The following is a 23,901-nucleotide window of genomic DNA, read 5'->3' as shown; positions in this document are numbered from 1 at the left end:
GGAGTAATTAACTAATAAAAAGCCCGTAAGTACGGGCTTTTTGATGTCATTATATTAAATGAAATATTGGATTTAAGCCCTAAAGCTTATAGCTAATCCCAAACTTCAGGCTTCTTGGCTTACCTACATTCACTTCACCGTTTTCGCCGCCACCTAAGTAGTCTGCATCGAATAGGTTCTCGACTTTCAGTCTTAGCTGCAGGTCGTTTCCGGCTACTGGCAGTATATAGCTGATACCAGTGTCGATGCGGGTGTAGGCAGATTTCTCGAAAGTGTTATCGGCGTCGCCGAAACGGTCTCCTTCGTAGAAGGCACCTAAGTTGAAGGCGGCGCGATCTGTGATCGAGTATTTGGCCCAGATAGAGGCTGTCCACTCGGGGACATCTTCGGGGCGCTTACCCTGAAATTCATCATGGGTTTCATATTCTGCATCAAGATACATGAGTGAGGTGATCAATGAGAAGTCATCGTTGATCTGACCTATGGCGCCTAACTCAAAGCCCTTATGACGCTGGACTCCACCTTGAGTGGTAATAGGGTCATCGGATGTACCTTGATTGACTATGATGTTACTGCGCTTGATATCAAATAGTGCTGCGCTGAGGCGAAGTTTGCCCGATAGCAGTTCCCATTTAGTGCCCAGCTCATACATCTCGCCCTTGATTGGATCTAGCTCCATACCATCGTTGGCATCCTCATCATCCATAACTCGGCCTTGTGGCTCGAAGCTTTCACTGTAGTTGACGTAGATTGAGCCATAGTCTGTCGGGTGGTAGATGACTCCAAGTTTAGGTAGCACAGATTGACTATCGGCATCTGGCTTTTTCTGCTTGTCATAACGTACGCCAACAAGTACCTGCCATTGATCGTTAAAGGTGATCAAGTCTTGGGCGAAGACGCCATAGTATTTGTAATGCTCTGTTTGTGACTTGCCATCGGCATAATCCAGATCCGGCTGAGGGATGATGACGCCGGTATCTATATTACCCGAGTCCATCTTGCCTTTAACTTTCAGTGAGCTGTATTCGTGCTTGAGATAGTTACCACCGAGCAGCAGGTCATGTTGCATGCCAGCAACTTCGACCGTGCCGACTAAGTCGAAATAGGAGGACTCTTGCTGCCAATCTTCCAGCTTGTTATAGGGTTTATTCTTGTAGCTGCCGGTATCTGGGTCATAGCTACCTGTTTGCGGCTTGCTTTCCCAACGCTCACGTTCGTTATGCTGCTTGTTATAGCCCGCATCAATATTCCAGTCGTCGGTTAGCTGGTAGCTGATATCGGCACCATAGTTCTCGCTCTGAGCATCGATCTTGGTCCAGGGCATATCCCAGATAGTCTCATCGCCGCCAATGGCATTGCCTTGGTCATCGACAAGGGCGCCGCTGTCTTGGCCCGCCACTTCATCGGATTTGTCATAGTGAAGTGATAGGGTGAGGCTGTCACTGAGGTCGAAATCTGTCATCAGGCTGCCGACAAAGAAATCACTCTCTTGAGCGCTACCGTCCTGGTATTCACGCCAGTTATTATTGTCTTGCTTCTCGATAATGGCGCGATAACGTATGGTTTCGTCTAGGTTTAAGCTGCCACCAGCATCGAGCATGCCTCGCAGCGAGCCATTGTCGTCACCCTTTACGCTAACTTCTAAAAATGAATCATAGGTTGGCTTCTTGGTCACAAGATTGACTAGACCGCCGGGAGTAGACTGACCATAGAGCAAGCTAGATGGACCTTTGAGGACTTCGATATTATCTACTAGTGCCATAGGTAAACGATATTTAGAGAAGTGCTGGTGGCCATCTTTAAGTAAGTTGGTACTCTCGTCTAGGCTGAAACCTCGCAGGCTAAATCTTTCTCTGTCTGTGGTGACTCGACCGATTGAGACGCTGGCGTCATTTTTCAGTGCATCGCCCAAGGTGAGGATCATCTGGTCATCCATGACTTCGGTTGGGATAACGGTTACCGATTGCGGAGTATCAAGCAGTGACACATCCGAGCGCATGGCGGCATGGGCCTGATCGGTTTTGTAGTGCTGCTGGCGACCAACGACTGTTATCACTTCGATATCTTGCTTGGCTTGGACACTGTTTGCCACTTTTGCCTCATCAGGAGCTTCACTGATTTGTGGGGCTGCAAATGCCGTTGAGTGGAGGACGCCGGCGATGACGGCAGAGATTAATTTAACTTGGGTCTTCATAGAGTAAGCCTAAAACCTCTATCTGTGCGGTGCCTTTCCCTAAGCAAATTAGATGAATATATGATAGTCATATCATGTTTACGCGCAGTAATAAGGTGTTTATGTGAGTGTGGTATAAATTTTACCGCGATGTTATTGATAATCAATCTCAATATCAAGTCTACTAATGCAAAGCTTGGGGCGTTCTAGATATTAGTGTTAAAAATGTGAAAGGAGTCACAGGACTTATCTATTTTTTCCTGCTACTTAGTGTGATTGTTGAGCAGCAGCTTGAGGTTTGATAACAAATTATCTAATGAACCTAAGTCATACTGGACATATTTTGACATCTTAGATTGTTAATCTGTTTCTCTTTGGATTTTTGACGAGGAAACTATGAACTTCTTTGGCTGGCGACAGGCGACTTGAGTTGTTAGTGTTTTAGATCGCGCTTGCCATTATTTAAGAGCTTCAAACTAGCAGCATGATAAAGGTTTATGTTCGGTATGATTTATGGACCAGCTTGACCCTCATCGATGAATAGCGATAATGGCGCACCTCATTTATCTCAAACATGTTGCCGATTAATTAATGCGCCTCGACAAATTCCTCTGCAAGAGTACCGATTTTAGCCGTGCCGAATCAATTGACTTGATTGAAGCGGGGCAAGTGCGGGTTAATGAGCTGGTTATTGTCACGGCCCAGACGCAAGTGCATGAGAACAATTGCATCATGTTAGCTGGGCGGCGCCTAGTTGCCAGGCCCTCGCGTTATATCATGCTGCATAAGCCAATCGATACCTTGTGTTCCAATGTCGATGGCGACTACCCATCGGTAATGAATTATATCCAGGTGGACAGAGCCGAGGACCTGCATATAACAGGCAGGCTGGATGCCGATACTACGGGACTTGTATTGATCACAGATGATGGACGTTGGTCGTTTAACATTATCAATCCTAAGTATCACTGTGAGAAAACCTATAGGGTGACTCTGAGAGATCCTATCGAAGATGGGGATATCGATGAGCTGGTATCCAGATTCGAACAGGGGCTGCAGTTACAGGGCGAAAAAAAACTGACACTAGCGGCTAAGCTTGAAGTTATTACTCCCCATCAGGTGTTGTTAACCCTCAGCGAGGGACGCTATCATCAGGTAAAACGTATGTTTTTTACCGTGGGCAATCGAGTGGTCGGCCTACATCGACAGCAAGTAGGCAAGCTGAGCTTGGATATAGAGCTTGGTGAGTGGCGGCACCTGACAGCAGATGAAGTCAGTGGCTTTAACTGCTATGAGTCGGTTATCTGATATTCGCCTTTGGCTTTAGGCTCGAGGGCTGGCCTTAATCCTAAGCTATAGATGCAAACCATAACAATGCAGATAAAACAAAACAGCGAGCCTAAGCTCGCTGTTTTTGTTTTGATTCGAGTCTCGGCTAATCTCTCTGTTTAGTGTGAGACCGATGATTACTTCTTTGGCTATTACTTTTATAGCTATTACTTTTGAGATTAGTACTTTTGTAATGAGTACTCTTGAGATTAGTACTCTTGTAATTATGCACCTAAGGCTGAGACGGAGCTTCTCAGCTGAGATAAGTTTCTCACTTGAGTCTCATGACTTGCTTGTCTCGTCGAATACGTCCTGGCTTGCTGGGTTCTGGCGTGAGATGTCTTGTTCTCGTACGCCTTTTGACTCGATTGAGTTTGAACCCGGTTGTAATTTTTTGCCTCGTGTTGTTGTGAGTTTAAATTACTGCGCGCCTTGTTACTTGGCTTCTGACTCGGCTTGTTACTCGATTGAGTTTGAACCCGGTTATAATTTGATGGCTTGCTTGATGCTTGTTTCAATCTTTTCTGTGCTTGAGTGCGATCTAGTTTATTACTTAGCTTGTGCTTGTTTCTCCCAGGATCACTGACCTGTACCTGTACCTGTACCTTGCTCTTGTGATGCATCCGACTGGCAAATTTCTGTTCCCTCTGTTTCGCTATCTGCTTATTGTAATGGCTCAGATTACTCACGCCAGTTGCGCGTTTAGTGTGGGTAGATTTTGAGTGAAGCTTATTAGCTGTACTCCCACGCTTGATACCATGACTTTCGCCCTGTCGTACTTGCTTGCTATATTGCGTGCTCGGGCGATGACTATTGTATCTGTGTTTCAGCGCTGGACTGCGATAGGCAACGCCGCGGCGATGTGCGGGTTTATGGTGCCATCTCTGCGCCCCATGGCTGGTCACGATAGGGCGGTGATATCGGTAATGACGGGAATTAGTATGGTGAACAACCACCACATGATGCTTATGCCAACTAAAGGCGCTGAAGTAGTAGTTAAATGAGATATGAACGCCGCTGTGCCAATAAAAATGACCATGGTGTGGACGAACATAATAAGGGGAAGGTGCCCAATATACCGGTGGGTAGCGATACCAGGCCCAGTGACCATATACCAGTCTTGGATCGTAATAGGGCACGTAGACAATCTCTTGCTGAATTGGCTCTATGATGATCTGGTTATCGACGCGGCTCACCGACATATTTTCCATTTCGGCTAGGCTATTAGCGGCATCGGCTTGATGCCTTAAGGTTTGAATGCTGGCCAGCAATTTCTCTTCATCTTGTAAGAAGGCATCGCCTAAATCTTGTGTCCACTCTAAGTCCTCACTGAGCTTGTCGAGCACGGTAGGAAAGGCCAGCAGGGCGGTGACACTTGGGTCCCAGTCCTGATCTTCGGCTTTGTGCATCAACTGCTCGATGGGGAGTAACTTATTTTTACTTTGTAATCGTTTTGCCTGGACGATTTCTAGCGGATAGGTTGATGAGATAAGAATATGGGTCAGCAGGCTGTCAGGATACAGGGCGATAGGCGCGAGCATCTGTGCCAGCTCGGCTTCACTGAAGCTGGCCTCAGCTCCATTAGACTCGGCTTGTGCTTTTGAGAGGCTAGCAAACAGAGTAATACAGAGAATCATACACAGGGCCAAAATCCCCCGAGTTCGATTCTGTCGAGTGAATATCTTCATATCGTCTCCAAACAGCTATTTTTGATTGTGTACCGATTATAAAGAGGCGAAGATGAACGTAAGCTGAAAGTGTTTTTTGTACCCTGGGATGGGCCTAAATGGATTTTGAAACTGCTAAAACATACCTGTTAAATAAGCCTGCAACGGTATTGGATTTCCCCTTCGGTGCAGATGTCTATGTGTTTAAGGTAAAGAAAAAAATGTTCGCCACCTTGGCCATAGGCAAGATGGGTAAAGGTGATAATGAGGGAAACAGGGACTGGTGGATGAATCTTAAGTGTGACCCGGATGAAGCCGCAATCTTGCGGGACATCTTTCCTGGGGTTATTCCCGGTTACCATATGAACAAGGCGCTGTGGAATACCATTATCTTAGATGGTTCGATCCCACGAGGGGAAATCGAGCGCATGATAGATAACTCATTCAAGCTGGTTGTGGGTAATATGACTAAGAAGATGCAGACTTCTATATTACTTCATCTTTAACTTTGAGTATGAGCCTGCAGCTGCAAGCTCCTAGGCCTGTTATTTTTAGTCTCTAGGTCAGTTATAGAGTCACGCGACTGCCATCGTATAGGCCACGGGTTAATGTGTCCTGATCTCCATTTGGGGTGATTAACAAAAGCTCGCCGGACTTGCCATTCTTGATGCTCGAATCGACCGCTAATACCTTGTTGTGAAATAGCCCTAAGACTCTAGTCTGTGAGGTGTGGCCGACGACGATATGCTTCACATCGAAATATGCCAATATCCTATCAATTTCACTCTCTTGGTAATCATCTTCAAAATAGCCTCTGAACCAGGTCGGCCCCTCGCCTAAAAACAGGAAGTTAAGCAGGTCATCACTCTTTATCTCAGCTTTGCTCTTATCGATATTGGCGCGGTAGATTTGATTGGCTTTATCCAGAGTCAGCTTTCTGTCGACCCACTCACCACTGATCCCGCCATGGAGAAACAGGCTGTCGTTGATTTTTACTATGGTGTGCTTGCTGCGCAGCCATTGTCCAATCTCGCTGGTTTTGTCATAAAGCTCATCGTAGCTGCGTTCCAGTAGCCTTTCTGCGGTGTGATAGCGCTCGTTAACGTATCTTAAGTCACCGCGCATCACCATCTGCTCATGGTTACCCATTAACAGGTGCAGTTTTCCACCGGCATCACTGGCCTGTTTATCCAGTTTGTACATAAACCAGAGTACCTCGTTGACCTGATGACCACGGTCGAACATATCTCCCGTCATCACCATATGGCCGGTACCGTAGGCCCAGTTATTATACTCATCGATTATCTTCTGGTTTTTAAGCAGTGTGATAAGCACATCAAATTGGCCATGGACATCACTCAGTGCGACGATTTTGCTGACATGTGTAAATGTGTTAGCTGCTATATTTTTAGCTTTTGGGTTGAGTGTTGGCTCGGGTAATTGGCCACATCCACTGGGACGGTGCAGCTGACCCTTATCTAGGGCTGTGGTTAATAACGCATTGGCGCAAATCCAATAAGCCTGGCGTGTTTGTTGATTTGAACTCTGATCAAACAGGTAAGGCCCATCGAAGATGCTACCTAGTGCTGGTGTTGATTTATATTTTGCTTCATTTGCATCTGCAAAGCTGACCTGAGTAGAAAGCATCAAGGTTAATGTGGCTAAGATTAAGATTTTATTCAATGGACTCTCACTGTTTTTTTCTTATTGATGTTTAGCGTCATAGTCACATAGCGTCATAGTCAAATAGTGACAAGCTGGAAAGATACTAGCATTATCTTTAACAGGGCATCTAGGCATGAAGAGGCCTTAAATAGCGAAGAGATGGAGAAGCGATAGAGAATAGATAGAGAATAGAGATAAAAACGAGATTACAGATTTTAGCTGGTCATTAGCTAGCCATTATTGAGTTTTTTGTGTCTGGATAGACCTGATAGATAGCCTGCCTGCAAGTTTCCCGTTACTGATTGCCCCTTGTTCTATTAATTCCCGGCGTTCATCGCATCTATTTTGTCTCTGAATTGATATCCATGAGAAATGACAACCTATAATTTAAAACAGATAGATTGCCACTGATGTTGGACATATTACTAATTAAATTCCTTGTTAATTCTCGGCGTTCATGGCGTCTATTTTATCGCCTAATATAGATGTCCCCGAGAAGTGACAACCCATGTGTGATAATAAAATATATGGGTAGTCACTCATCGAAATGTTAAGAACGCTAATTGTTAATTCTCGGTGTTCATGGCGTCTATTTTGTCTCCATATAGATACCCCTGAGAAGTGATAATCCTTAGTTTTATTAATTCCCGGCGTTCATTGCGTTCATGGCGTCAATTTTATCGCCTATGGGTCCCGAGAAATTATAACCATCATACTTATCCCAGTTGATTGACCAGGTCATCACGCCGCCAAAATTGGGGAAGTGCTGACTCGGTACTATGCTGCCACAAGCGACGCCTTTAGTGATGCAGTCCAGCGCATCTATGATGTTCTGTGTCGGCGCCTGACCCGAGTTGGCAGAAGCGGGCCCCGAAGGTAAGCCTATGGCCACTTGATCGTCTCGCAGAGGTAAAAATTGTGAGCCGTCGGCGAGTTCGAAGCCTTCGACTAACATCCTGACTGAGGCCACCATCATGTCTACTGAGCCTTCAGGTGCAGCGCCGTTAGTGTAAGGGTTAGAGAGTCCACCATTGTTATACAGCTGAACATGAAGCAAGTCTAAGGTATCTCTTAGCTCGTTGATGAGTGGGATATAAGCGCCCCAAATCCCCGAGTAGGCAACCATACCACCTTGAACATAGGGATGTTCTGGTGCCATGGTGAGGTACATGTCGCCGCCCATATTGGTTTCAATCTGCTTCAGCGCCCTTGGTAATCTGGCCTGGATCTGGGTGCCATGGAGCAAGTTGGAACCACTCTCGAGATCGATATCTAAACCATCGAAGCCCCACTGGGCAATAATCGCAGTCAGACTGGAGACGAAGTTGGCTTCATCGGCATCGGTATTGAGGGTGATATTACCTTCGGCGCCACCTAAAGAGAGCACGATTATCTTACCTTGTGCCTGAAGCGCCGCCATATCTTGCTTAAATTCGCTGGCATCTAGGGCTGGACAGGTAGAGTGAATATCACCACTGAACAGATTGAAGTGCACAGTGCCGTTGGAGTTTCTATCGTTATCGGCAAAGGCGATATCGATAACATCCCATTTCGATGAGATCTCTTTGAGGGGCATAGGACAGCCAGCTGGGTTCACAAAGTCATGCCAGTAGCCAATCAACTTGTGAGTCTGACCCACAGGGGCACTGATGACATTGATGCTGAGCGCCGAGCTGGTGACATTGTTACCTTGAGAGTCTGTGGCCTTAGCAGTAATGGAGTAACTCCCCATAGACCCCGGCGTCCAGCTCGCAGTGTAAGGTTGGCTGTTGTCACTGGAAAGGGCTGCGCCGTTAACCATAAACGCGATACCTGTGATTTCCCCCACCACTGAAGAGGCGGTGGCGGCAAAATTAACGGTTTTTCCTATTGTGACTGTGCCATTTGCATTTGTGGCGCTGATACTCGCGACGATTGGCTCGTTACTTACTGTGACTAACAAGGTATCTTCGGCCGTATTCGCCTCGTTGTCTGTGGCTACAGCCTTGAGTTGAATGTCACCCGTATTTGTTGCAGTCCAGCTGGTTGAGTAGGGCGCGGTTGAATCGACACCTAGACTCACTCCAGCAGCAAAGAACTCTACCTGTGTCACACTGCCATCACTATCACTGGCATCGACCTTGAAATCGACACTGGCATTGGCCAGAACTAGGGCATTACTCCCAGGTGAGGTGATGGTAATTTCAGGTACTATGGCGCAGATACCAAGATCGCTCCAGGCATCACTCCAGTGATCACCGACGCCAGGCTCATAGGCCCAGGCGGCATTAGATGAACACCAACCGGCCACATCACAACGATACTTATGGTTGATATTTTCGACTTGATTGCCGCTCTGATAGCTAGTGCCCGCGACAAATGCAGGCACGCCAGCACAGCCACCACCTACTTGGCCGCCACTCACATTGACCTGAACAGCTGAGCTGAATGTTACTGCGCCGTCATTGTCTGTGGCCTTGACCTTGAAACTGTGGAGTCCTGCTGTTGCTGTCCAGTTATGCTGAAAAGGTGCGCTGGCAACACTTGAGAGTAAGACATCATCGAGATAAAAGTCGACCTGAGTGATAGCGCCATCACTGTCAGCAGCATCGGCTGTGAGTAAGGTTATAGCACCGGCAGTTATCTGTGAATCGGCTGTGGGGCTGGTTAGTGTGGCGCTTGGCGGAATATTGCCGGCCACCGAAGCCACGCTGATATTGACTATGGCAGTAGCACTGGCACCAAGATTGTCAGTGGCTATGGTTTTAATCTGGTGATTGCCAATGGCCGCAGCCCAACTTAGGCTATAGGGAGCCTGGTTACTCATTCCAATGGAGATGCCATCCACCAGATACTCGACACTGACAATACTGCCATCGCTATCATTGGCATTAACGCTGATGACAACGCTGTCATTTTCACTGAAAGAAGCGTTATTTAACGGAGAGGTAAGTGATACCTGAGGTGGGGTGTTTGTCGGGCCGCCATCACAAGTACCTAAACTAGTCCATTCCTGGTAGGGGGCAGATCTTGTTTCTGGGTCGTTGCCCTTGGTCCACCAGTTAGCCGAGTAAGCGATATCCAGATGTTGAACCTGAGCGCCGCCATTATAGGCTTGATCGCCGCTCCAAATTACTAGGCTATTACAATCAACTGCCTGGCTGATGCCGGGAAGTAACAGGCTAGATGCGATTATACTGCGGTATAGAAGAGGTTTAAGGCGAAAATCGCCCAGGGGTGATATGTGGTTTTTCATAATGCATTCCTGATGTTGTTTTTATTTTCATCACGAAATGTAGCCAAAGGCCAACTGCCATGTCGTATGCGTTACTCTGGTTGTTTATCTAACTGTCCATTTATTCTTGTTTCGAAGTGATAGGGTAAATTCACTTCGATAATGAGTCTTTCCTTAACTCTTAATTCAACTTAAAGTGTTTTTAGGATAAATGTAAGTGGCTATTTGCTAATCGATATAAATAATTAAGGATGAGCACTTAACTTGGGCCGCCAAGAAGCTGCAATCATTTGGGTTAGCGCTGAGATTAGCGCTCACGGCACAGGTACTAATGCGCTTTATACTCTGCGACGACAGCTAGATTCAGACAGACAACACATGGTAGTGGGCTCTGTTGGTGATGAATTCACCTTAAAAATAAGCCATTAAAGCTGGGTATATTGCCCATTAATTGAGTATTTTAAGGTCAAGTTTTCTTGCCTTAAAATGAAGGCTGAAGGCATTTTTTGTTGGGTTCATTGGCTGGTTTTGATATTGGGCGATATGTTTGAAGGTGTACCTTCACTGTAACCTATCGCCTACCCGGCGAGGCATGTGCAGACTCTTCTTCGGGACGCTTTTCGCCATCCATGTGAGCTCTACCAAAACATCTGACCGCCACGGATGGTGGAAATGCCGAAAAATGTAGGGAACATTTTTGGCCTTGTTTTGCAAGCTCGTAGCCGTATCTACACCCGTTTATCTATCTCTTCGATTGTAGTTTTAGTGGTAAGCCTAAGCTTTAATTGGTAACACGTTTATGCCCCTTTATGTGTTATCTCATTAGGCTGAGTAGTCTTCAACTAATAACGTTTGCCATACATGCGCTAATGGACAAGCAAAATACAAGACCTGACCCCAAGCTTCTTAAGGAAAAAGCTTATCTCACCACGGAGGGCTACAGACTTACAGACTTCAACAAAACCATAGAACCGACTAAATAACGCCAATTCTGGCTTTGCCTCTATACCCGACCTACCGTTCACTCTCCCCTCCTCTCATTAACCAAATATCCTACTTGATACCGTCTTAGTACTACGCTAGTGTCTATTCTAGTGACCTATTAAAAGAAGATATGTGGCATGATCAATGTGGTCTTAGATACAAACATTCTTTACAAAGAGGGGTTATCCTCTGTTCCTATGTTGAAGTTGCATCGGTTAGTATTATCTGAACACGTAAGAGTGTTTGTCCCTTAATTAGTCAAGATGGAGTTCTTGAATAAAAAAATTTCAGAGTCCGGAACCAAACTACTATCAGCGAAAGATAGCGTTAAAGAAATCCTTTCTAAGAAAACCTTACTAGGTAGAGACATTCACGGTGAAATTAGTACAGTTCAGAATTTGTTAGAGCAACTAATGGAAACAATTGAAGGTGAGCTACGCTTAGATTTTGACGAGTGGGTGCATAAATATAGTGTTGAAATAGTTCCAATTCCTAATGACTGCACTCTAGACGTAATGAAGGATTATTTTGCTGGCAAGAATGCTTTTCGCAAGCCACAAAATAAAGATGACTTCCCTGACTCGTTTATCGAAAAAACAATCAATAGCATCCATGCGAATGTAGGGGAACTAACTGTAATCCTAAACGACGGGATTTTAAATAAGCACTTTGTAAGATCCGGGAAATTACCCATTGCGAATTCTTTAGATTCATTTTTAAGCGAACAAAGGAATGTTGATAAATTTGCAGAACTAGATGCAAACATGGCCTTATTCAGAGTCAATGGTTTAGCTCGAGAATACTTTGGCTCTAAAGAATTTCAGAGGTTGTTTTTAGAACATTTACACACAGAATCAGAGTTTATAGAAGGTATATTCTTAGATGAAGCTAATGTGGCCGTTACTGATACAGGTGGGCTTTATATTTTTGGTGAATCAATATCTGGTTTTAACAACATTACTAACCTAGAGATTATAGAAGTTGAACTACTAGACCAGAATGAGTATTCATTCGATTTTACATGTGACGCAGAGGCTAGAATGTCTTATTGTGCTGAATACCAGTCGGCTCAGGAGCTTTTGGATGACCCCGATCTCGATGTAGAGACTCATAGTATGAATGGTGAAGGCATCCATGACTTAACTCATTCAGTTTCAGTTAGAATATATGGAACTTCCATTATTCGCATCGAAGGTGAAATGGATATAGAGAAAATACAGAGAGATAGTAGTACCCTTCATGTCATTGATAACCCTATAACGGTAACCTTCGACTTTGACGATGTAGAAGTCGATATGTTCAAATAATAGATATCACTACGCGCTAATCATTATCAATCGTGTGATTAACAAGCTTGGTAGGTACATCATCATGTGCCTACCGTATTATGTTCTCTACCCCACCAAACGTACATCAGATCAAACTTGTCACGTCCCCACCACGCAACACCAAACTTTACTTGTCACAATCCCACCAACAAACAACGTTAGACCTCTCCCCCAAAACAGATATCAGATAAAGGGGGCTGAGAGAATTAGATCTTTCTAATAAACCAAGATACTTGTTCTAATCAATGTCAGATTAATTCGACTCAATGCTCTAGCACGTTTATGTCCAAAAGTGAGTTACAACCCAAAAAATCTAATTCGAAGAGATAAACACTCAGGTGTGAACGCGGCTGTGACCTTCGACAGCAAGGACGCTGTCGCAGAGGCTATAGGGACACTTATTATGAAATCAAAAGCCGCGCCGTGTCACAGAAGTAGCTGCACATATCCCGCTGAGCAAGCGATAGATAGCCATGAAGGTACGACCTTCAAAAACACAACCCAAAACACCAACAAAGCCCAATGAACCCAACCGCAAGAAGATATTTGATACTTGTGATCCGACAAGTAAACAATAACCCTATTGGTAAAAACAAAAAAGCCACCCTAAAAAGGGTGGCTAGTCATTACGCTGGTCTACTTACTCATGCGCTTGTACTTGAGGCGATGAGGTTCGATAGCATCTGTGCCCATCGTTTCTTTCAACCAAGTGGTGTATTCGGTGTAGTTACCTTCGTAGAAGTTAACCTGACCTTCGTCGCGGTAATCTAAGATATGGGTGGCGACGCGATCGAGGAACCAGCGATCGTGAGAGATGACCATGGCGCAACCCGGGAACTCGAGTATCGCTTCTTCCAGTGCGCGTAGGGTCTCGACATCGAGATCGTTGGTGGGCTCATCGAGTAACAAGACGTTACCGCCAGACTGGATAAGTTTCGCCAAATGTACCCGGTTACGTTCACCGCCAGATAGGGTGCCGATGATCTTCTGCTGATCGCCACCACGGAAGTTGAAGCGGCCCACATAGGCGCGGCTCGGAACCTCAGTGTTGTTGATACGCATGATATCTTGGCCGCCGGAGATCTCCTGCCAGACGGTTTTCTTATCATCCATGGAGTCACGGAACTGGTCTACCGAGGCAAGTTGTACACTCTCACCAATTTCCACTGTGCCACTGTCTGGCTGCTCTTCGCCTGTGATCATCTTAAATAGTGTAGATTTACCCGCGCCGTTAGCACCGATAATACCGACGATAGCGCCCTTAGGCACAGAGAAACTCAGGTTATCGATGAGTACACGATCGCCATAGGACTTAGTCAGGTTGTTAACTTCGATGACCTTGTCGCCCAGACGTGGTCCAGGTGGAATGAACAGCTCATTGGTCTCGTTACGTTTCTGGTAATCGCTGGTGTTAAGCTCTTCGAAGCGGGCCATACGCGCCTTGCCTTTGGACTGACGGCCCTTAGCACCTTGGCGTACCCATTCGAGTTCCTTGGCTATGGTCTTCTGACGCGCACTCTGGGTGGCGGATTCTAGCTTTAGGCGGGCATCTTTTTGCTCAAGCCAAGAGGAGTAGTTACCTTCCCATGGAATACCTTCACCACGATCTAGCTCTAAAATCCAACCTGCGGCGTTATCGAGGAAGTATCTATCGTGGGTGATAGCGACCACTGTGCCTGTGTAGTCTTTGAGGAAACGTTCCAGCCAGGCGACAGATTCGGCGTCCAGGTGGTTGGTTGGCTCATCGAGTAGCAGCATGTCTGGTTTTTCCAGCAGCAGGCGACAGATGGCTACACGGCGACGTTCACCACCGGATAGCACGGCAATTTTTTGATCCCAGTCTGGCAAGCGCAAGGCGTTAGCGGCGCGCTCTAAGATGTTCTCCAGATTGTGGGCATCTTGAGATTCAATGATGGCTTCCAGTTGACCTTGCTCTTTGGCCAAGGCATCGAAATCAGCATCGGGCTCGGCGTACAGGGCATAGACTTCATCGAGCCTGGTCAGGGCATTTTTAGCTTCAGAAACCGCTTCCTCGATGGCTTCACGCACAGTTTGTGACTCATCGAGTTTAGGCTCCTGGGGCAGATAACCAATTTTAAGGTCTTGCATCGGGCGAGCTTCACCCTCTATGTCGGTATCGATACCAGCCATGATGCGTAGCAGGGTAGATTTACCCGAGCCGTTGAGGCCTAAAACACCGATTTTTGCACCGGGAAAGAAGCTAAGAGAAATGTCTTTAAGAATTTGCTTTTTCGGCGGCACAATCTTGCCGACCCTAAGCATGCTATATACGAACTGAGCCATGATGAATTTACTGAGTGACCAAATAATGGTGCAATTCTACGCGAAACCTAAGTGAACATAAAACTGTTATTAGAAACTTAGCTACCCGGATTGCCTTTAGCTAGTACATGGGAAAGTTCTGGCCCGAATGATGCGATTAACATAGTAAATTTAGCGGTAATAAACCAAGACTTGGTGGTTAAGGTCTAGTGTGACTATGCGAAAAAAGAAACACTGTGTTTTTTAAAAGTTCACATAAGCCATTTTAAAAGAGTAGTTTAGCCTAGGGGCGTCAATAAATCGGATGAAAACAATCACTCATAGGGACTCAGGTGGTAAATTGAGCAAGATAGATGAATTTTCCTCATGGCAAAAAGCAAATGATTTCATGGTGTAAACACTGGGATTGTGAACGATAGCGCTGTAGACTACCGCGCAACCCTACATATAAGAATTTAAAGCTGGAGTGACTAATGCTGAAAAAAGATATGAATATCGCGGACTACGATCCACAACTGTTTAAAGCGATTGAAGATGAGACTCGCCGTCAGGAAGAGCATATCGAACTTATCGCTTCAGAAAACTACGCTAGTCCTCGTGTTCTTGAAGCACAAGGTTCTCAGCTAACCAATAAGTACGCCGAAGGTTACCCAGGTAAGCGTTACTATGGCGGTTGTGAGTATGTAGATATCGCAGAAGCGCTAGCCATTTCTCGTGCTAAAGAACTTTTCGGTGCGACTTACGCCAACGTGCAACCACATTCTGGTTCACAAGCCAATGCTGCAGTATTTATGGCTCTGCTTCAAGGCGGCGACACAGTACTAGGCATGAGCCTGGCTCATGGTGGTCACCTGACTCACGGTTCACACGTTAGCTTCTCTGGTAAGCTATATAATGCGGTTCAGTACGGTATCGATGAGACTACGGGTAAGATCGATTACGCCGAAGTTGAGCGCCTTGCTATTGAGCACAAGCCTAAGATGATCATCGCTGGTTTCAGTGCTTATTCTGGCATCATCGACTGGAGCAAGTTCCGTGAAATCGCCGATAAAGTTGGTGCATACCTGTTCGTAGATATGGCTCACGTTGCCGGTCTGGTTGCTGCGGGTATCTACCCGAACCCTCTGCCACACGCTCACGTTGTTACTACAACAACCCATAAGACCTTAGCCGGTCCGCGCGGTGGTTTGATTCTTTCGGCTATCGATGATGAAGCTATCTACAAGAAGCTAAACTCTGCAGTATTCCCTGGTGGCCAAGGTGGTCCTTTGATGCACGTTATCGCAGCTAAAGCGGTAGCATTTAAAGAAGCCCTAGAGCCTGAGTTTACTGTATATCAGAAGCAAGTTGTTGTTAACGCTAAGGCTATGGCTAAAACCTTCATCGATCGTGGCTATGATGTCGTTTCTGGCGGTACCGATAACCATTTATTCTTGCTGGATTTGATCAGTAAAGATATGACAGGTAAAGATGCCGATGCGGCTCTGGGTCTTGCTAATATCACAGTGAATAAGAACTCAGTACCGAACGATCCACGTTCACCATTTGTCACATCTGGCCTGCGTATTGGTTCTCCGGCTATCACTCGCCGTGGTTTCAAAGAAGAGCAAGCGGTTGCGATTACTAACTGGATGTGTGATGTGTTGGATGACATCACTAATGAAGGTACTATCGAGCGCGTTAAGAATCAGGTTCTGGATCTGTGTGCTAAGTTCCCTGTTTATAGTTAACCTTTAAGGTTAATTCAGGTAAACTTCGATGGCCGCTATTTAGCGGCCATTTTTGTTGGTGATTTCGTTAGAGTAAAAACGTCATTAGTTTTTCTCACTCATTTCTGGAGGCTTGATGCATTGTCCTTTCTGTAGCGCAACCGATACTAAAGTGATCGATTCTCGTCTGGTGGCCGGTGGACATCAGGTAAGACGACGCCGCGAGTGTGTCCAGTGTCACGAGAGATACACCACGTTCGAAGGCGCCGAACTTGTGATGCCACGAGTGGTAAAGCAAGATGGCAGTCGCCAGCCCTTCGATGAAGATAAACTCAGGGGCGGAATGCTCAGGGCGGTAGAGAAGCGCCCCGTGTCTATGGATCAGATTGAACAGGCCCTGACCAAAATCAAGTCGACCCTGAGGGGAACCGGCGAGCGTGAGGTCAAGTCTGAGCTTATCGGAAATTTGATGATGGATCAGCTGGTGGGCCTAGATAAGGTCGCCTATATCCGTTTTGCCTCGGTTTACCGGGCATTCGAAGATGTTTCCGAGTTTGGTGATGCTATCGCCAAACTGCAGAAGTAGACTATTCCATCGATTAGTGATTTTTTAAAACTTTTTTGGTCTGTGAACTTATGTGGTCAATAGAAGATACTGAATTTATGAGCCGTGCAATCAAACTTGCACGTCGAGGCTTATATACCACTCGCCCTAATCCCTGCGTCGGTTGCGTCATCACCTTAGATGATCAGATTTTGGGTGAAGGTTTCCATATTCAAGCCGGTGGCCCCCATGCCGAGGTACACGCCTTAGCCATGGCCACGAAGCGCGCCAGTCAAGCTGCTCTAAAGGGCGCAACAGCCTATGTTACCTTAGAACCTTGCAGCCATTATGGTCGCACTCCTCCCTGCGCAGAAGCACTGATTAAACACGGCATTTCCCGTGTTGTAGTGGCTGTAGAAGATCCCAATCCTCAAGTGTCGGGTCGAGGCATTAAGATGCTCAGAGATGCTGGCATAGAGGTCGATGTTGGTCTGCTTAGTGATGAGGCTGCTGGAATCAATCCAGGTTTTATGAAACGCATGGAGAGGGGACTTCCTTGGGTGACGGTAAAGCTTGCTTCTAGCCTAGATGGCAAGACGGCCTTGAGTAACGGCGCATCAAAATGGATCACAGGTCCAGAGTCTCGCCGTGATGTGCAGCGTCTAAGAGCGCGTAATGAAGCCTTGGTCACAGGCATAGAAACTGTGCTGCTGGATGACCCATGCCTCAATGTACGTCACAGTGAGCTAGGCTTGTTATCGGAGCAAGTCGATGCAGACTCATTGCACCAGCCTCTTAGGGTGGTACTCGATAGCCGCGCCAGACTCACCTCCACGGCTAAGTTATTTACTGTTACCAGTCCTATCCTACTGGTTTCTTGTATCGATTATCCTCAGGCTGAAAAAGACACTTGGCCGCAACATGTTTCCGGGCTCATTCTGGCATCTGACAATGATGGCAGAGTAGAGTTAACGGCCCTGTTTGCTCACTTAGGTAAAACCTATAATTCGGTGTTAATCGAGGCCGGAGCAACACTGGCTGGTAGTGTCATAAGCCAGAATCATGCCGATGAGTTAATCCTCTATCAGGCGATGAAAATTTTAGGCTCGAACGGACGCAATTTAATCTCTCTGCCTGATTATACAGATATGGCAGATATTCCATCCGTCGAATTAATCGATGAACGTAAATTGGGTGGTGACACCCGTTTGACGTTAAAAATAAGGTCATAATTCATGTTTACCGGGATCATAGAGTCAGTCGGGACTTTAAGAAAGATAGAGAGATTAGGCGATGATATTCGTCTTAACGTTGCGAGTAATAAACTCGACCTGTCCGATGTGCGTCTTGGGGATAGCATAGCCACCAATGGCGTGTGTTTGACCGTAGTCGAATGTTTAAGTGATGGATATGTCGCCGATATCTCGGCTGAAACCGTCAGTCTGACAGGCTTTGCCAAATATCAGGTTGGTACCAAGGTTAACCTTGAAAAAGCCGTGACTCCAACAACCCGGTTGGGTGGTCACATGGTTAGCGGTCATGTTGACGGTGTAGCCAGTGTGGATGTCAGGCAATATCGAGGCAAGTCCATCGAGTTTTGGTTGAGTGCACCGGTCGATTTAGCCCGTTATATTGCCCATAAAGGCTCGATAACCATAGATGGGGTCAGCTTGACAGTTAATGAGGTGAAAGATAATCGTTTTAGACTGACAATTGTGCCTCATACTGCCGGAGAGACGACCCTTGAGAGCCTCAAGCCGGGTGACAAGGTGAATATCGAAGTTGACTTGATAGCTCGTCATTTAGAGCGTTTAATGACTTATACCAATAAAGAAGCGTCGGTGCCTGAGTCAAATGTGACTATGGATCTGTTAGCTCGCTCGGGTTTTTTGCGCTAGAGACTAGCAAAACCTGCAAATAGAAGATTAAATTGATAATAAAATATCGGTTCACTGGCTGTTTTGCCTAAACCAGATACTCGAAACTATAAAATTTTAAGGCCTTACAATGTCGTTACACAGTATAGAAGAGATCATCGAAGATATTCGTCTCGGTAAAATGGTTATCTTGATGGACGATGAAGATCGTGAGAATGAAGGCGATCTGATCATGGCAGCAGACATGGTCACGGCGGAAGCGATTAACTTTATGGCGACTTTCGGCCGTGGTTTAATTTGTCAGACCTTGACAAAATCACGTTGTCAGCAGCTGAACTTACCTCTGATGGTTACCAATAACAATGCCCAGTTCTCGACCAACTTCACCATGTCTATCGAGGCTGCTGAAGGGGTTACTACAGGTATTTCGGCCCAAGACAGAGCGGTAACTGTGTTAGCCGCAGTCGCTAAAGAGGCTAAGCCTAGTGATATCGTACAGCCTGGTCATATCTTTCCCTTGATGGCTAAAGAGGGCGGCGTGCTTATTCGCGCCGGTCATACCGAGGCGGGCTGTGATTTAGCCAGACTGGCAGGTTTTGAAGCATCATCTGTGATTGTCGAAATATTGAATGAAGATGGCACCATGGCTCGTCGTCCTGACCTTGAAATTTTTGCTAAAAAACATGGTCTTAAAATGGGCACCATAGCCGACCTTATCGAATATCGAAATACCAAAGAGAGTAATGTGGTACGTGAGGCTAAGTGTAAGCTGCCAACACGTTTCGGTGAATTCGACATGCTGACTTTTAGAGACACTATCGATAATCAGCTCCACTATGTATTGATCAAGGGTGAAGTTAAAGAGGAAGTCTTGGTACGCGTGCATCTGCAAAATACCTTCAATGATCTACTACATTCGGAACGTGATCAGAAGCGTAGTTGGTCCCTTGAGAAGGCGATGCAACGTATTGCCGATGAAGGCGGAGTCTTAGTTCTCTTGGGAAATAGAGAGCATAGCAGTGATATTCTTGCAAAAGTAAAAGCCTTCGAGCTTGAAGACAGTGGCCAGACACTTGCGGCAGCTAAGTGGAAAGGAACTTCTCGTCAAGTGGGGGTAGGATCTCAGATCCTCGCCAACGTTGGAGTGACTAAGATGCGTCTACTCAGCTCTCCTAAACGTTATCATTCACTTTCGGGTTTCGGCTTAGAAGTGACCGAGTACATAAGTGAATAGATAAAATCTATTCAAATTAAATAAATTCTTGTGATTTGCATGGAGAACAACTTAAGGCGCTGTGATATCATACCGCCTCTTCCGTGCCCGAGCCGGTTAAATTAGCTAATTTAGGTAAGATAAATGAACATAGTTCAAGGTAATATCGAGTCGAAAAACGCCAAGGTTGCTATCGTAGTATCACGTTTCAATAGTTTTCTTGTTGAGAGTTTACTCGAAGGCGCGGTTGATACACTAAAGCGTTTCGGTCAAGTCGCTGATGATAACATCACAGTCGTACGAGTCCCCGGAGCCGTAGAGCTGCCTTTAGCCGCACGTCGTGTTGCCGCTAGCGGTAAGTTCGATGGAATTATTGCGCTCGGTGCAGTGATCCGTGGTGGAACGCCACATTTTGATTTTGTTGCAGGTGAATGTAACAAGGGACTAGCTCAAGTTGCACTTGAGTTTGATATTCCTGTCTCATTCGGTGTGTTAACTACCGATACAATAGAGCAAGCGATTGAACGCTCTGGTACTAAGGCAGGTAACAAGGGTGGTGAAGCCGCACTTGGTCTGCTGGAGATGGTTAACGTCCTGCAAGAACTAGAACAGCAGTTGCAAGATTAGGAATAAAGATGAAACCTTCAGAGCGCCGCAAGGCCCGCCGTTTAGCCGTACAAGCCATTTATTCTTGGCAGTTAAGCGGAAATAATATTGCCGATGTGGAGCATGAGTTTCTTACAGAGCAAAAAATCGATGGTATCGATGTCGCATATTTCCGTGAGTTATTCACAGGAACAGCAACAAAACACGCTCAAATAGATGAACTCATTATTCCTCATGTAGAGCGTCCATTTAATGAAGTTTCGCCCATCGAGAAAGCGATATTGAGAATGGCGACCTATGAGCTTACATTCCGCAAGGATGTGCCTTATAAGGTTGCTATTAACGAAGCTATCGAGCTGGCAAAAACTTTTGGTGCAGAAGATGGCCATAAGTTTGTCAACGGTATTCTCGACAAGATAGTGGGTCGTAAGTAATACGAAAAACGGCATCTTAGGATGCCATTTTTTTTGCCTCGCGAATCCAGTATTTATCATAAAATCAGATGTACTTATCTTACTTAGATACGGGCAGACTAATCCTTGAAAGAATTTCAATTAATCGAACACTTCTTTAATCGCCGTGGTCAAACGCGCCGTGATGTCGAGTTGGGCATAGGTGATGATTGTGCGCTGGTACAGGCCGCTCCTAATAAATCCATTGCCATCTCCTGTGACACCTTAGTTGAGAATGTCCATTTTTACCCCGATATACCTCCTCAAGCTTTAGGCTATAAATCCCTTGCAGTTAACTTATCCGATCTCGCTTCCATGGGCGCCGAGCCTGCATGGATGACTCTGGCATTAACTTTGCCTGATGTGGATGAGACCTGGTTAGAGCAGTTTAGTACAGGTTTGTTCGATGCCGCCGAGTATTACGGAGTGTCGCTCATAGGTGGAGACACGACTCGTGGCCCGCGTGCGATTAGCATCACCATCAATGGGTTAGTGCCCACTGGAACCGCGCTGACTCGAAGCGGTGCCAAGAATGGTGACTGGATTTATGTCACCGGCACCTTAGGTGACTCGGCACTAGGCCTGGATGTTATACGAGGTAACAGGCGAGTGGATGTTGAATATAACGAATATTTGATTAATCGTCATTACTACCCGACACCGAGAGTGTTGGCGGGGCAATCGCTGCGAAATCTGGCCACGAGTGCCATAGATCTCTCAGATGGTCTGGCATCGGATATTTTGCATGTACTGAAACGTTCTCAGGTTGGTGCGGTTATCGATGTGGATCTATTGCCGCTATCCCAGGCTGTAAAAGACTCGGTATCAGAGCAAGAAGCCATAAGCTATGCCTTAACCGGCGGTGAGGATTATGAACTGCTCTTTACTGTGCCTGAGGCACAAAAAGGCGCCTTAGAGACGGCTTTAGCCAATGCCTGCGTCGAATTTACCCAGGTGGGACAGGTGACGTCAGACAAACAACTGAGATTAATACGCAATGGAGAGGCATTTAATCTGACCAACATAGGTTTTGAGCATTTTTCCTAATGAACATATTATCTAAAGACAAAGCGTTAACTCATCTTTCCCTGAAGAACCCCATCCACTTTTTAGCACTTGGATTTGGTTCTGGACTCGCGGCAAAAGCGCCGGGAACCTTTGGTACCTTAGCCGCTATTCCGTTATTCCTGCTGATGGCTCCCCTTAGCCTACCTTGGTATCTGGCGCTCACCTTGTTGAGTGTGCTTGCAGGTTTTTATATCTGTGATAAGGCCGCTAAAGATATGGGGGTTCATGATCATGGGGCTATCGTATGGGATGAAATTGCCGGATTACTTATCACCATGATAGCGGCTCCCGCGGGCTGGATCTGGTTAGTGGTGGGCTTCGCCTTATTTCGCTTCTTCGATATCTTAAAGCCTTGGCCGATTCGTTGGCTTGATGCCAAGGTAGAAGGCGGTTTTGGTATCATGATCGATGATGTACTGGCCGGTATTTTCTCGCTGATCTGTTTGCAGGTGTTAGCTTACTATTTCGCTTAGTCTTTTTTCGCTAATTGATTTTGAGTATAGGTAATACCTTGTCTGAGTCTGATTATAAAGACCATGAATACTTCATTAAATCAGCTGCCTGAGCTGAAAACCCATGAAGTGCAATGGGCCGTCAAAACCAAGCGTTAATTGTGGATGCTCAGGTGAGCATTCTTTTCGGCAGTTATACTCGAGGGGAAGGGGTCGAAGATGTTTCTCCAGATACCTTGCAGTTTCATTATTTATTCATATCTATAAAAATCTTAATTATCTATTAGTCAAAACTGATGTTGCGGTCCTAGGACTAATAATCATCAAGTGAGTCTGTGAATCGCTCACCTATATTAGGTTTACTCTTCGGGACCATATAGGCGAGAAGACCAGTCTTCAACCAAGTGTTTTTCCAAGCGATTCTCTACTAGCTTTCTCCATGAGTCGACTAAAGGCAAATTTAATACTTGCTGTAGTGCTTGCTCGTCTAAACAGCCTTCAAAAATTAACTTCATTATTCTAGATAACGGCCAGTCAGGGTAAGGTCGGTCACAGAGGATAATCTCGTCGCCTTCTCCTATATATCCTTCATCTAATACTCTAAAATACCAGCCAGTTCGTAAGGTATTCTGTAGTCTTTGTGCCATATCATGCTGTTCAAATCTAATATTCAATTTCCAACAGGGCATTCGCCCTTGTGATACTTCAAGCAGTGTTGTTCCGATACGAATCTTATCTTTTAGGCAAATTGTATCTTCGTTCAGACCTATTGAACTAATATTCTCACCAAAAGCGCCTAGGGCTTGAAATATTGGTTTTTCACCTAGTTCTTTGCGCCATTCCGGGTAGTGCTCACTCGCATAGCAGTGAAGCGCTTTTTCGACTCCACCGTGAAAACGTCGATCACCTTGTTCGTCATGAATAAACCCCAACCTTGAGGCCTGTTGGCGATCAGTCGTTAACTTCTTATTTATTGCACTTTGTGAACCTTTAGCAAATGGCACTATTTTCCCTACCAATACAGCATTTACCATTCCTATCTTTTTCATATATACCTCTAGTTTTTACCTTGAAGTTGTTAGTAGCAAGGTACTGCTCTTTTATCGTAAGCCCATAGACTTGAAGATTGGCTGCGCGGCCAAAATCTCTATACTTTTGTTGGTCATTTTTAAGTATCGAGTTTCACTGTCTGAGTATAAAACGTGCCTTTGATATCCAGCATTAAGAGGAAATCGATTCAAGAGTATTTCAAGTGCATCATCTCTATCTTTCTTATTAATATTTTCTATCTCTACTTTGAAAAGTAATTTGTTCTCTTTCGATATTTCAACTTGATA

Annotated in this window: 18 protein-coding genes; 12 read left to right on the top strand and 6 right to left on the bottom strand. The window is 45.7% G+C overall.

Annotated features, from left to right (window positions below; genetic code table 11):
- Window positions 1–79: 79 nt before the first annotated feature.
- Window positions 80–2,194: a TonB-dependent siderophore receptor gene (locus SVI_RS15160; RefSeq protein WP_013052479.1), complete on the bottom strand. Its 2,115-nt coding sequence runs from the start codon at window positions 2,192–2,194 to the stop codon at window positions 80–82.
- 570 nt (window positions 2,195–2,764) lie between these two features.
- Here SVI_RS15160 and SVI_RS15155 point away from each other — a divergent pair.
- On the top strand, window positions 2,765–3,481 hold the full coding sequence (locus tag SVI_RS15155; protein WP_013052478.1) for a pseudouridine synthase: 717 nt from the start codon (window positions 2,765–2,767) through the stop codon (window positions 3,479–3,481).
- Between the two features lie 245 nt (window positions 3,482–3,726).
- On the opposite strand, the gene SVI_RS15150 is transcribed toward SVI_RS15155, so the two are convergent.
- Window positions 3,727–5,190 carry a DUF3300 domain-containing protein gene (locus SVI_RS15150; protein WP_013052477.1) on the bottom strand — a complete coding sequence of 488 codons (1,464 nt, stop codon included), beginning with the start codon at window positions 5,188–5,190 and terminating at the stop codon, window positions 3,727–3,729.
- Between the two features lie 98 nt (window positions 5,191–5,288).
- On the opposite strand from SVI_RS15150, the gene SVI_RS15145 reads away from it, so the two are divergent.
- Window positions 5,289–5,675, top strand: coding sequence for an MmcQ/YjbR family DNA-binding protein (locus SVI_RS15145; RefSeq protein ID WP_013052476.1), 387 nt, complete (start codon window positions 5,289–5,291; stop codon window positions 5,673–5,675).
- A gap of 61 nt (window positions 5,676–5,736) precedes the next feature.
- On the opposite strand, the gene SVI_RS15140 is transcribed toward SVI_RS15145, so the two are convergent.
- Window positions 5,737–6,816, bottom strand: coding sequence for a metallophosphoesterase (locus SVI_RS15140; RefSeq protein ID WP_083779941.1), 1,080 nt, complete (start codon window positions 6,814–6,816; stop codon window positions 5,737–5,739).
- A 658-nt stretch (window positions 6,817–7,474) separates the two neighbouring features.
- Complete coding sequence (locus SVI_RS15135; protein ID WP_013052474.1) at window positions 7,475–10,069, bottom strand: Ig-like domain-containing protein; 2,595 nt, start codon at window positions 10,067–10,069, stop codon at window positions 7,475–7,477.
- A 1,226-nt stretch (window positions 10,070–11,295) separates the two neighbouring features.
- Here SVI_RS15135 and SVI_RS15130 point away from each other — a divergent pair.
- Entirely contained in the window at window positions 11,296–12,339 is a 1,044-nt protein-coding gene (locus SVI_RS15130) for a hypothetical protein (protein ID WP_013052471.1), read from the top strand.
- A 657-nt stretch (window positions 12,340–12,996) separates the two neighbouring features.
- On the opposite strand, the gene ettA is transcribed toward SVI_RS15130, so the two are convergent.
- Window positions 12,997–14,664 carry an energy-dependent translational throttle protein EttA gene (gene ettA, locus SVI_RS15125; protein WP_013052470.1) on the bottom strand — a complete coding sequence of 556 codons (1,668 nt, stop codon included), beginning with the start codon at window positions 14,662–14,664 and terminating at the stop codon, window positions 12,997–12,999.
- A 452-nt stretch (window positions 14,665–15,116) separates the two neighbouring features.
- Between ettA and glyA the strand changes: the two genes are divergently transcribed.
- The 9 genes from glyA (at window position 15,117) to SVI_RS15080 (ending at window position 22,585) form a co-directional block, all read left to right on the top strand.
- Window positions 15,117–16,373 carry a serine hydroxymethyltransferase gene (gene glyA, locus SVI_RS15120; RefSeq protein WP_013052468.1) on the top strand — a complete coding sequence of 419 codons (1,257 nt, stop codon included), beginning with the start codon at window positions 15,117–15,119 and terminating at the stop codon, window positions 16,371–16,373.
- Window positions 16,374–16,488: 115 nt separating this feature from the next.
- Complete coding sequence (gene nrdR, locus SVI_RS15115; protein WP_041420001.1) at window positions 16,489–16,938, top strand: transcriptional regulator NrdR; 450 nt, start codon at window positions 16,489–16,491, stop codon at window positions 16,936–16,938.
- 50 nt (window positions 16,939–16,988) lie between these two features.
- A complete protein-coding gene (gene ribD, locus SVI_RS15110; protein WP_013052466.1) occupies window positions 16,989–18,128 on the top strand; it encodes a bifunctional diaminohydroxyphosphoribosylaminopyrimidine deaminase/5-amino-6-(5-phosphoribosylamino)uracil reductase RibD in 1,140 nt (379 codons plus the stop codon).
- Between the two features lie 3 nt (window positions 18,129–18,131).
- The gene (locus SVI_RS15105; protein ID WP_013052465.1) at window positions 18,132–18,794 is read left to right on the top strand and encodes a riboflavin synthase; all 663 of its coding nucleotides are present in this window, start codon (window positions 18,132–18,134) and stop codon (window positions 18,792–18,794) included.
- A gap of 109 nt (window positions 18,795–18,903) precedes the next feature.
- Window positions 18,904–20,007 (top strand): bifunctional 3,4-dihydroxy-2-butanone-4-phosphate synthase/GTP cyclohydrolase II, encoded by a 1,104-nt coding sequence (gene ribBA / locus SVI_RS15100; RefSeq protein ID WP_013052464.1) that lies wholly within the window; start codon window positions 18,904–18,906, stop codon window positions 20,005–20,007.
- Window positions 20,008–20,130: 123 nt separating this feature from the next.
- A complete protein-coding gene (ribH, locus tag SVI_RS15095) occupies window positions 20,131–20,613 on the top strand; it encodes a 6,7-dimethyl-8-ribityllumazine synthase (protein WP_013052463.1) in 483 nt (160 codons plus the stop codon).
- Window positions 20,614–20,621: 8 nt separating this feature from the next.
- Complete coding sequence (gene nusB / locus SVI_RS15090; RefSeq protein ID WP_013052462.1) at window positions 20,622–21,026, top strand: transcription antitermination factor NusB; 405 nt, start codon at window positions 20,622–20,624, stop codon at window positions 21,024–21,026.
- 105 nt (window positions 21,027–21,131) lie between these two features.
- Window positions 21,132–22,091, top strand: coding sequence for a thiamine-phosphate kinase (gene thiL / locus SVI_RS15085; protein WP_013052461.1), 960 nt, complete (start codon window positions 21,132–21,134; stop codon window positions 22,089–22,091).
- Window positions 22,091–22,585: a phosphatidylglycerophosphatase A family protein gene (locus tag SVI_RS15080; RefSeq protein ID WP_013052460.1), complete on the top strand. Its 495-nt coding sequence runs from the start codon at window positions 22,091–22,093 to the stop codon at window positions 22,583–22,585. The genes thiL and SVI_RS15080 overlap by 1 nt, the downstream gene beginning before the upstream one ends.
- 338 nt (window positions 22,586–22,923) lie before the next feature.
- Here the strand turns inward: SVI_RS15080 and SVI_RS15075 are convergent, their stop codons facing one another.
- On the bottom strand, window positions 22,924–23,613 hold the full coding sequence (locus SVI_RS15075) for an MOSC domain-containing protein (protein WP_013052458.1): 690 nt from the start codon (window positions 23,611–23,613) through the stop codon (window positions 22,924–22,926).
- Window positions 23,614–23,901 lie beyond the last annotated feature (288 nt).

The organism is Shewanella violacea DSS12 (assembly GCF_000091325.1).
GTDB classification, from domain to species: domain Bacteria; phylum Pseudomonadota; class Gammaproteobacteria; order Enterobacterales; family Shewanellaceae; genus Shewanella; species Shewanella violacea.
Note: the sequence above shows the minus strand (reverse complement) of the source record. Positions and strands in the feature narration are given on the sequence as shown.

Bases quoted from the DNA above. Each gene is read 5' to 3' on its own strand.
- SVI_RS15160 (WP_013052479.1), bottom strand. From the start codon at position 2,194: ATGAAGACCCAAGTTAAATTAATCTCTGCCGTCATCGCCGGCGTCCTC.
- SVI_RS15155 (WP_013052478.1), top strand. From the start codon at position 2,765: ATGCGCCTCGACAAATTCCTCTGCAAGAGTACCGATTTTAGCCGTGCC.
- SVI_RS15150 (WP_013052477.1), bottom strand. From the start codon at position 5,190: ATGAAGATATTCACTCGACAGAATCGAACTCGGGGGATTTTGGCCCTG.
- SVI_RS15145 (WP_013052476.1), top strand. From the start codon at position 5,289: ATGGATTTTGAAACTGCTAAAACATACCTGTTAAATAAGCCTGCAACG.
- SVI_RS15140 (WP_083779941.1), bottom strand. From the start codon at position 6,816: ATGCTTTCTACTCAGGTCAGCTTTGCAGATGCAAATGAAGCAAAATAT.
- SVI_RS15135 (WP_013052474.1), bottom strand. From the start codon at position 10,069: ATGAAAAACCACATATCACCCCTGGGCGATTTTCGCCTTAAACCTCTT.
- SVI_RS15130 (WP_013052471.1), top strand. From the start codon at position 11,296: ATGGAGTTCTTGAATAAAAAAATTTCAGAGTCCGGAACCAAACTACTA.
- ettA (WP_013052470.1), bottom strand. From the start codon at position 14,664: ATGGCTCAGTTCGTATATAGCATGCTTAGGGTCGGCAAGATTGTGCCG.
- glyA (WP_013052468.1), top strand. From the start codon at position 15,117: ATGCTGAAAAAAGATATGAATATCGCGGACTACGATCCACAACTGTTT.
- nrdR (WP_041420001.1), top strand. From the start codon at position 16,489: ATGCATTGTCCTTTCTGTAGCGCAACCGATACTAAAGTGATCGATTCT.
- ribD (WP_013052466.1), top strand. From the start codon at position 16,989: ATGTGGTCAATAGAAGATACTGAATTTATGAGCCGTGCAATCAAACTT.
- SVI_RS15105 (WP_013052465.1), top strand. From the start codon at position 18,132: ATGTTTACCGGGATCATAGAGTCAGTCGGGACTTTAAGAAAGATAGAG.
- ribBA (WP_013052464.1), top strand. From the start codon at position 18,904: ATGTCGTTACACAGTATAGAAGAGATCATCGAAGATATTCGTCTCGGT.
- ribH (WP_013052463.1), top strand. From the start codon at position 20,131: ATGAACATAGTTCAAGGTAATATCGAGTCGAAAAACGCCAAGGTTGCT.
- nusB (WP_013052462.1), top strand. From the start codon at position 20,622: ATGAAACCTTCAGAGCGCCGCAAGGCCCGCCGTTTAGCCGTACAAGCC.
- SVI_RS15080 (WP_013052460.1), top strand. From the start codon at position 22,091: ATGAACATATTATCTAAAGACAAAGCGTTAACTCATCTTTCCCTGAAG.
- SVI_RS15075 (WP_013052458.1), bottom strand. From the start codon at position 23,613: ATGAAAAAGATAGGAATGGTAAATGCTGTATTGGTAGGGAAAATAGTG.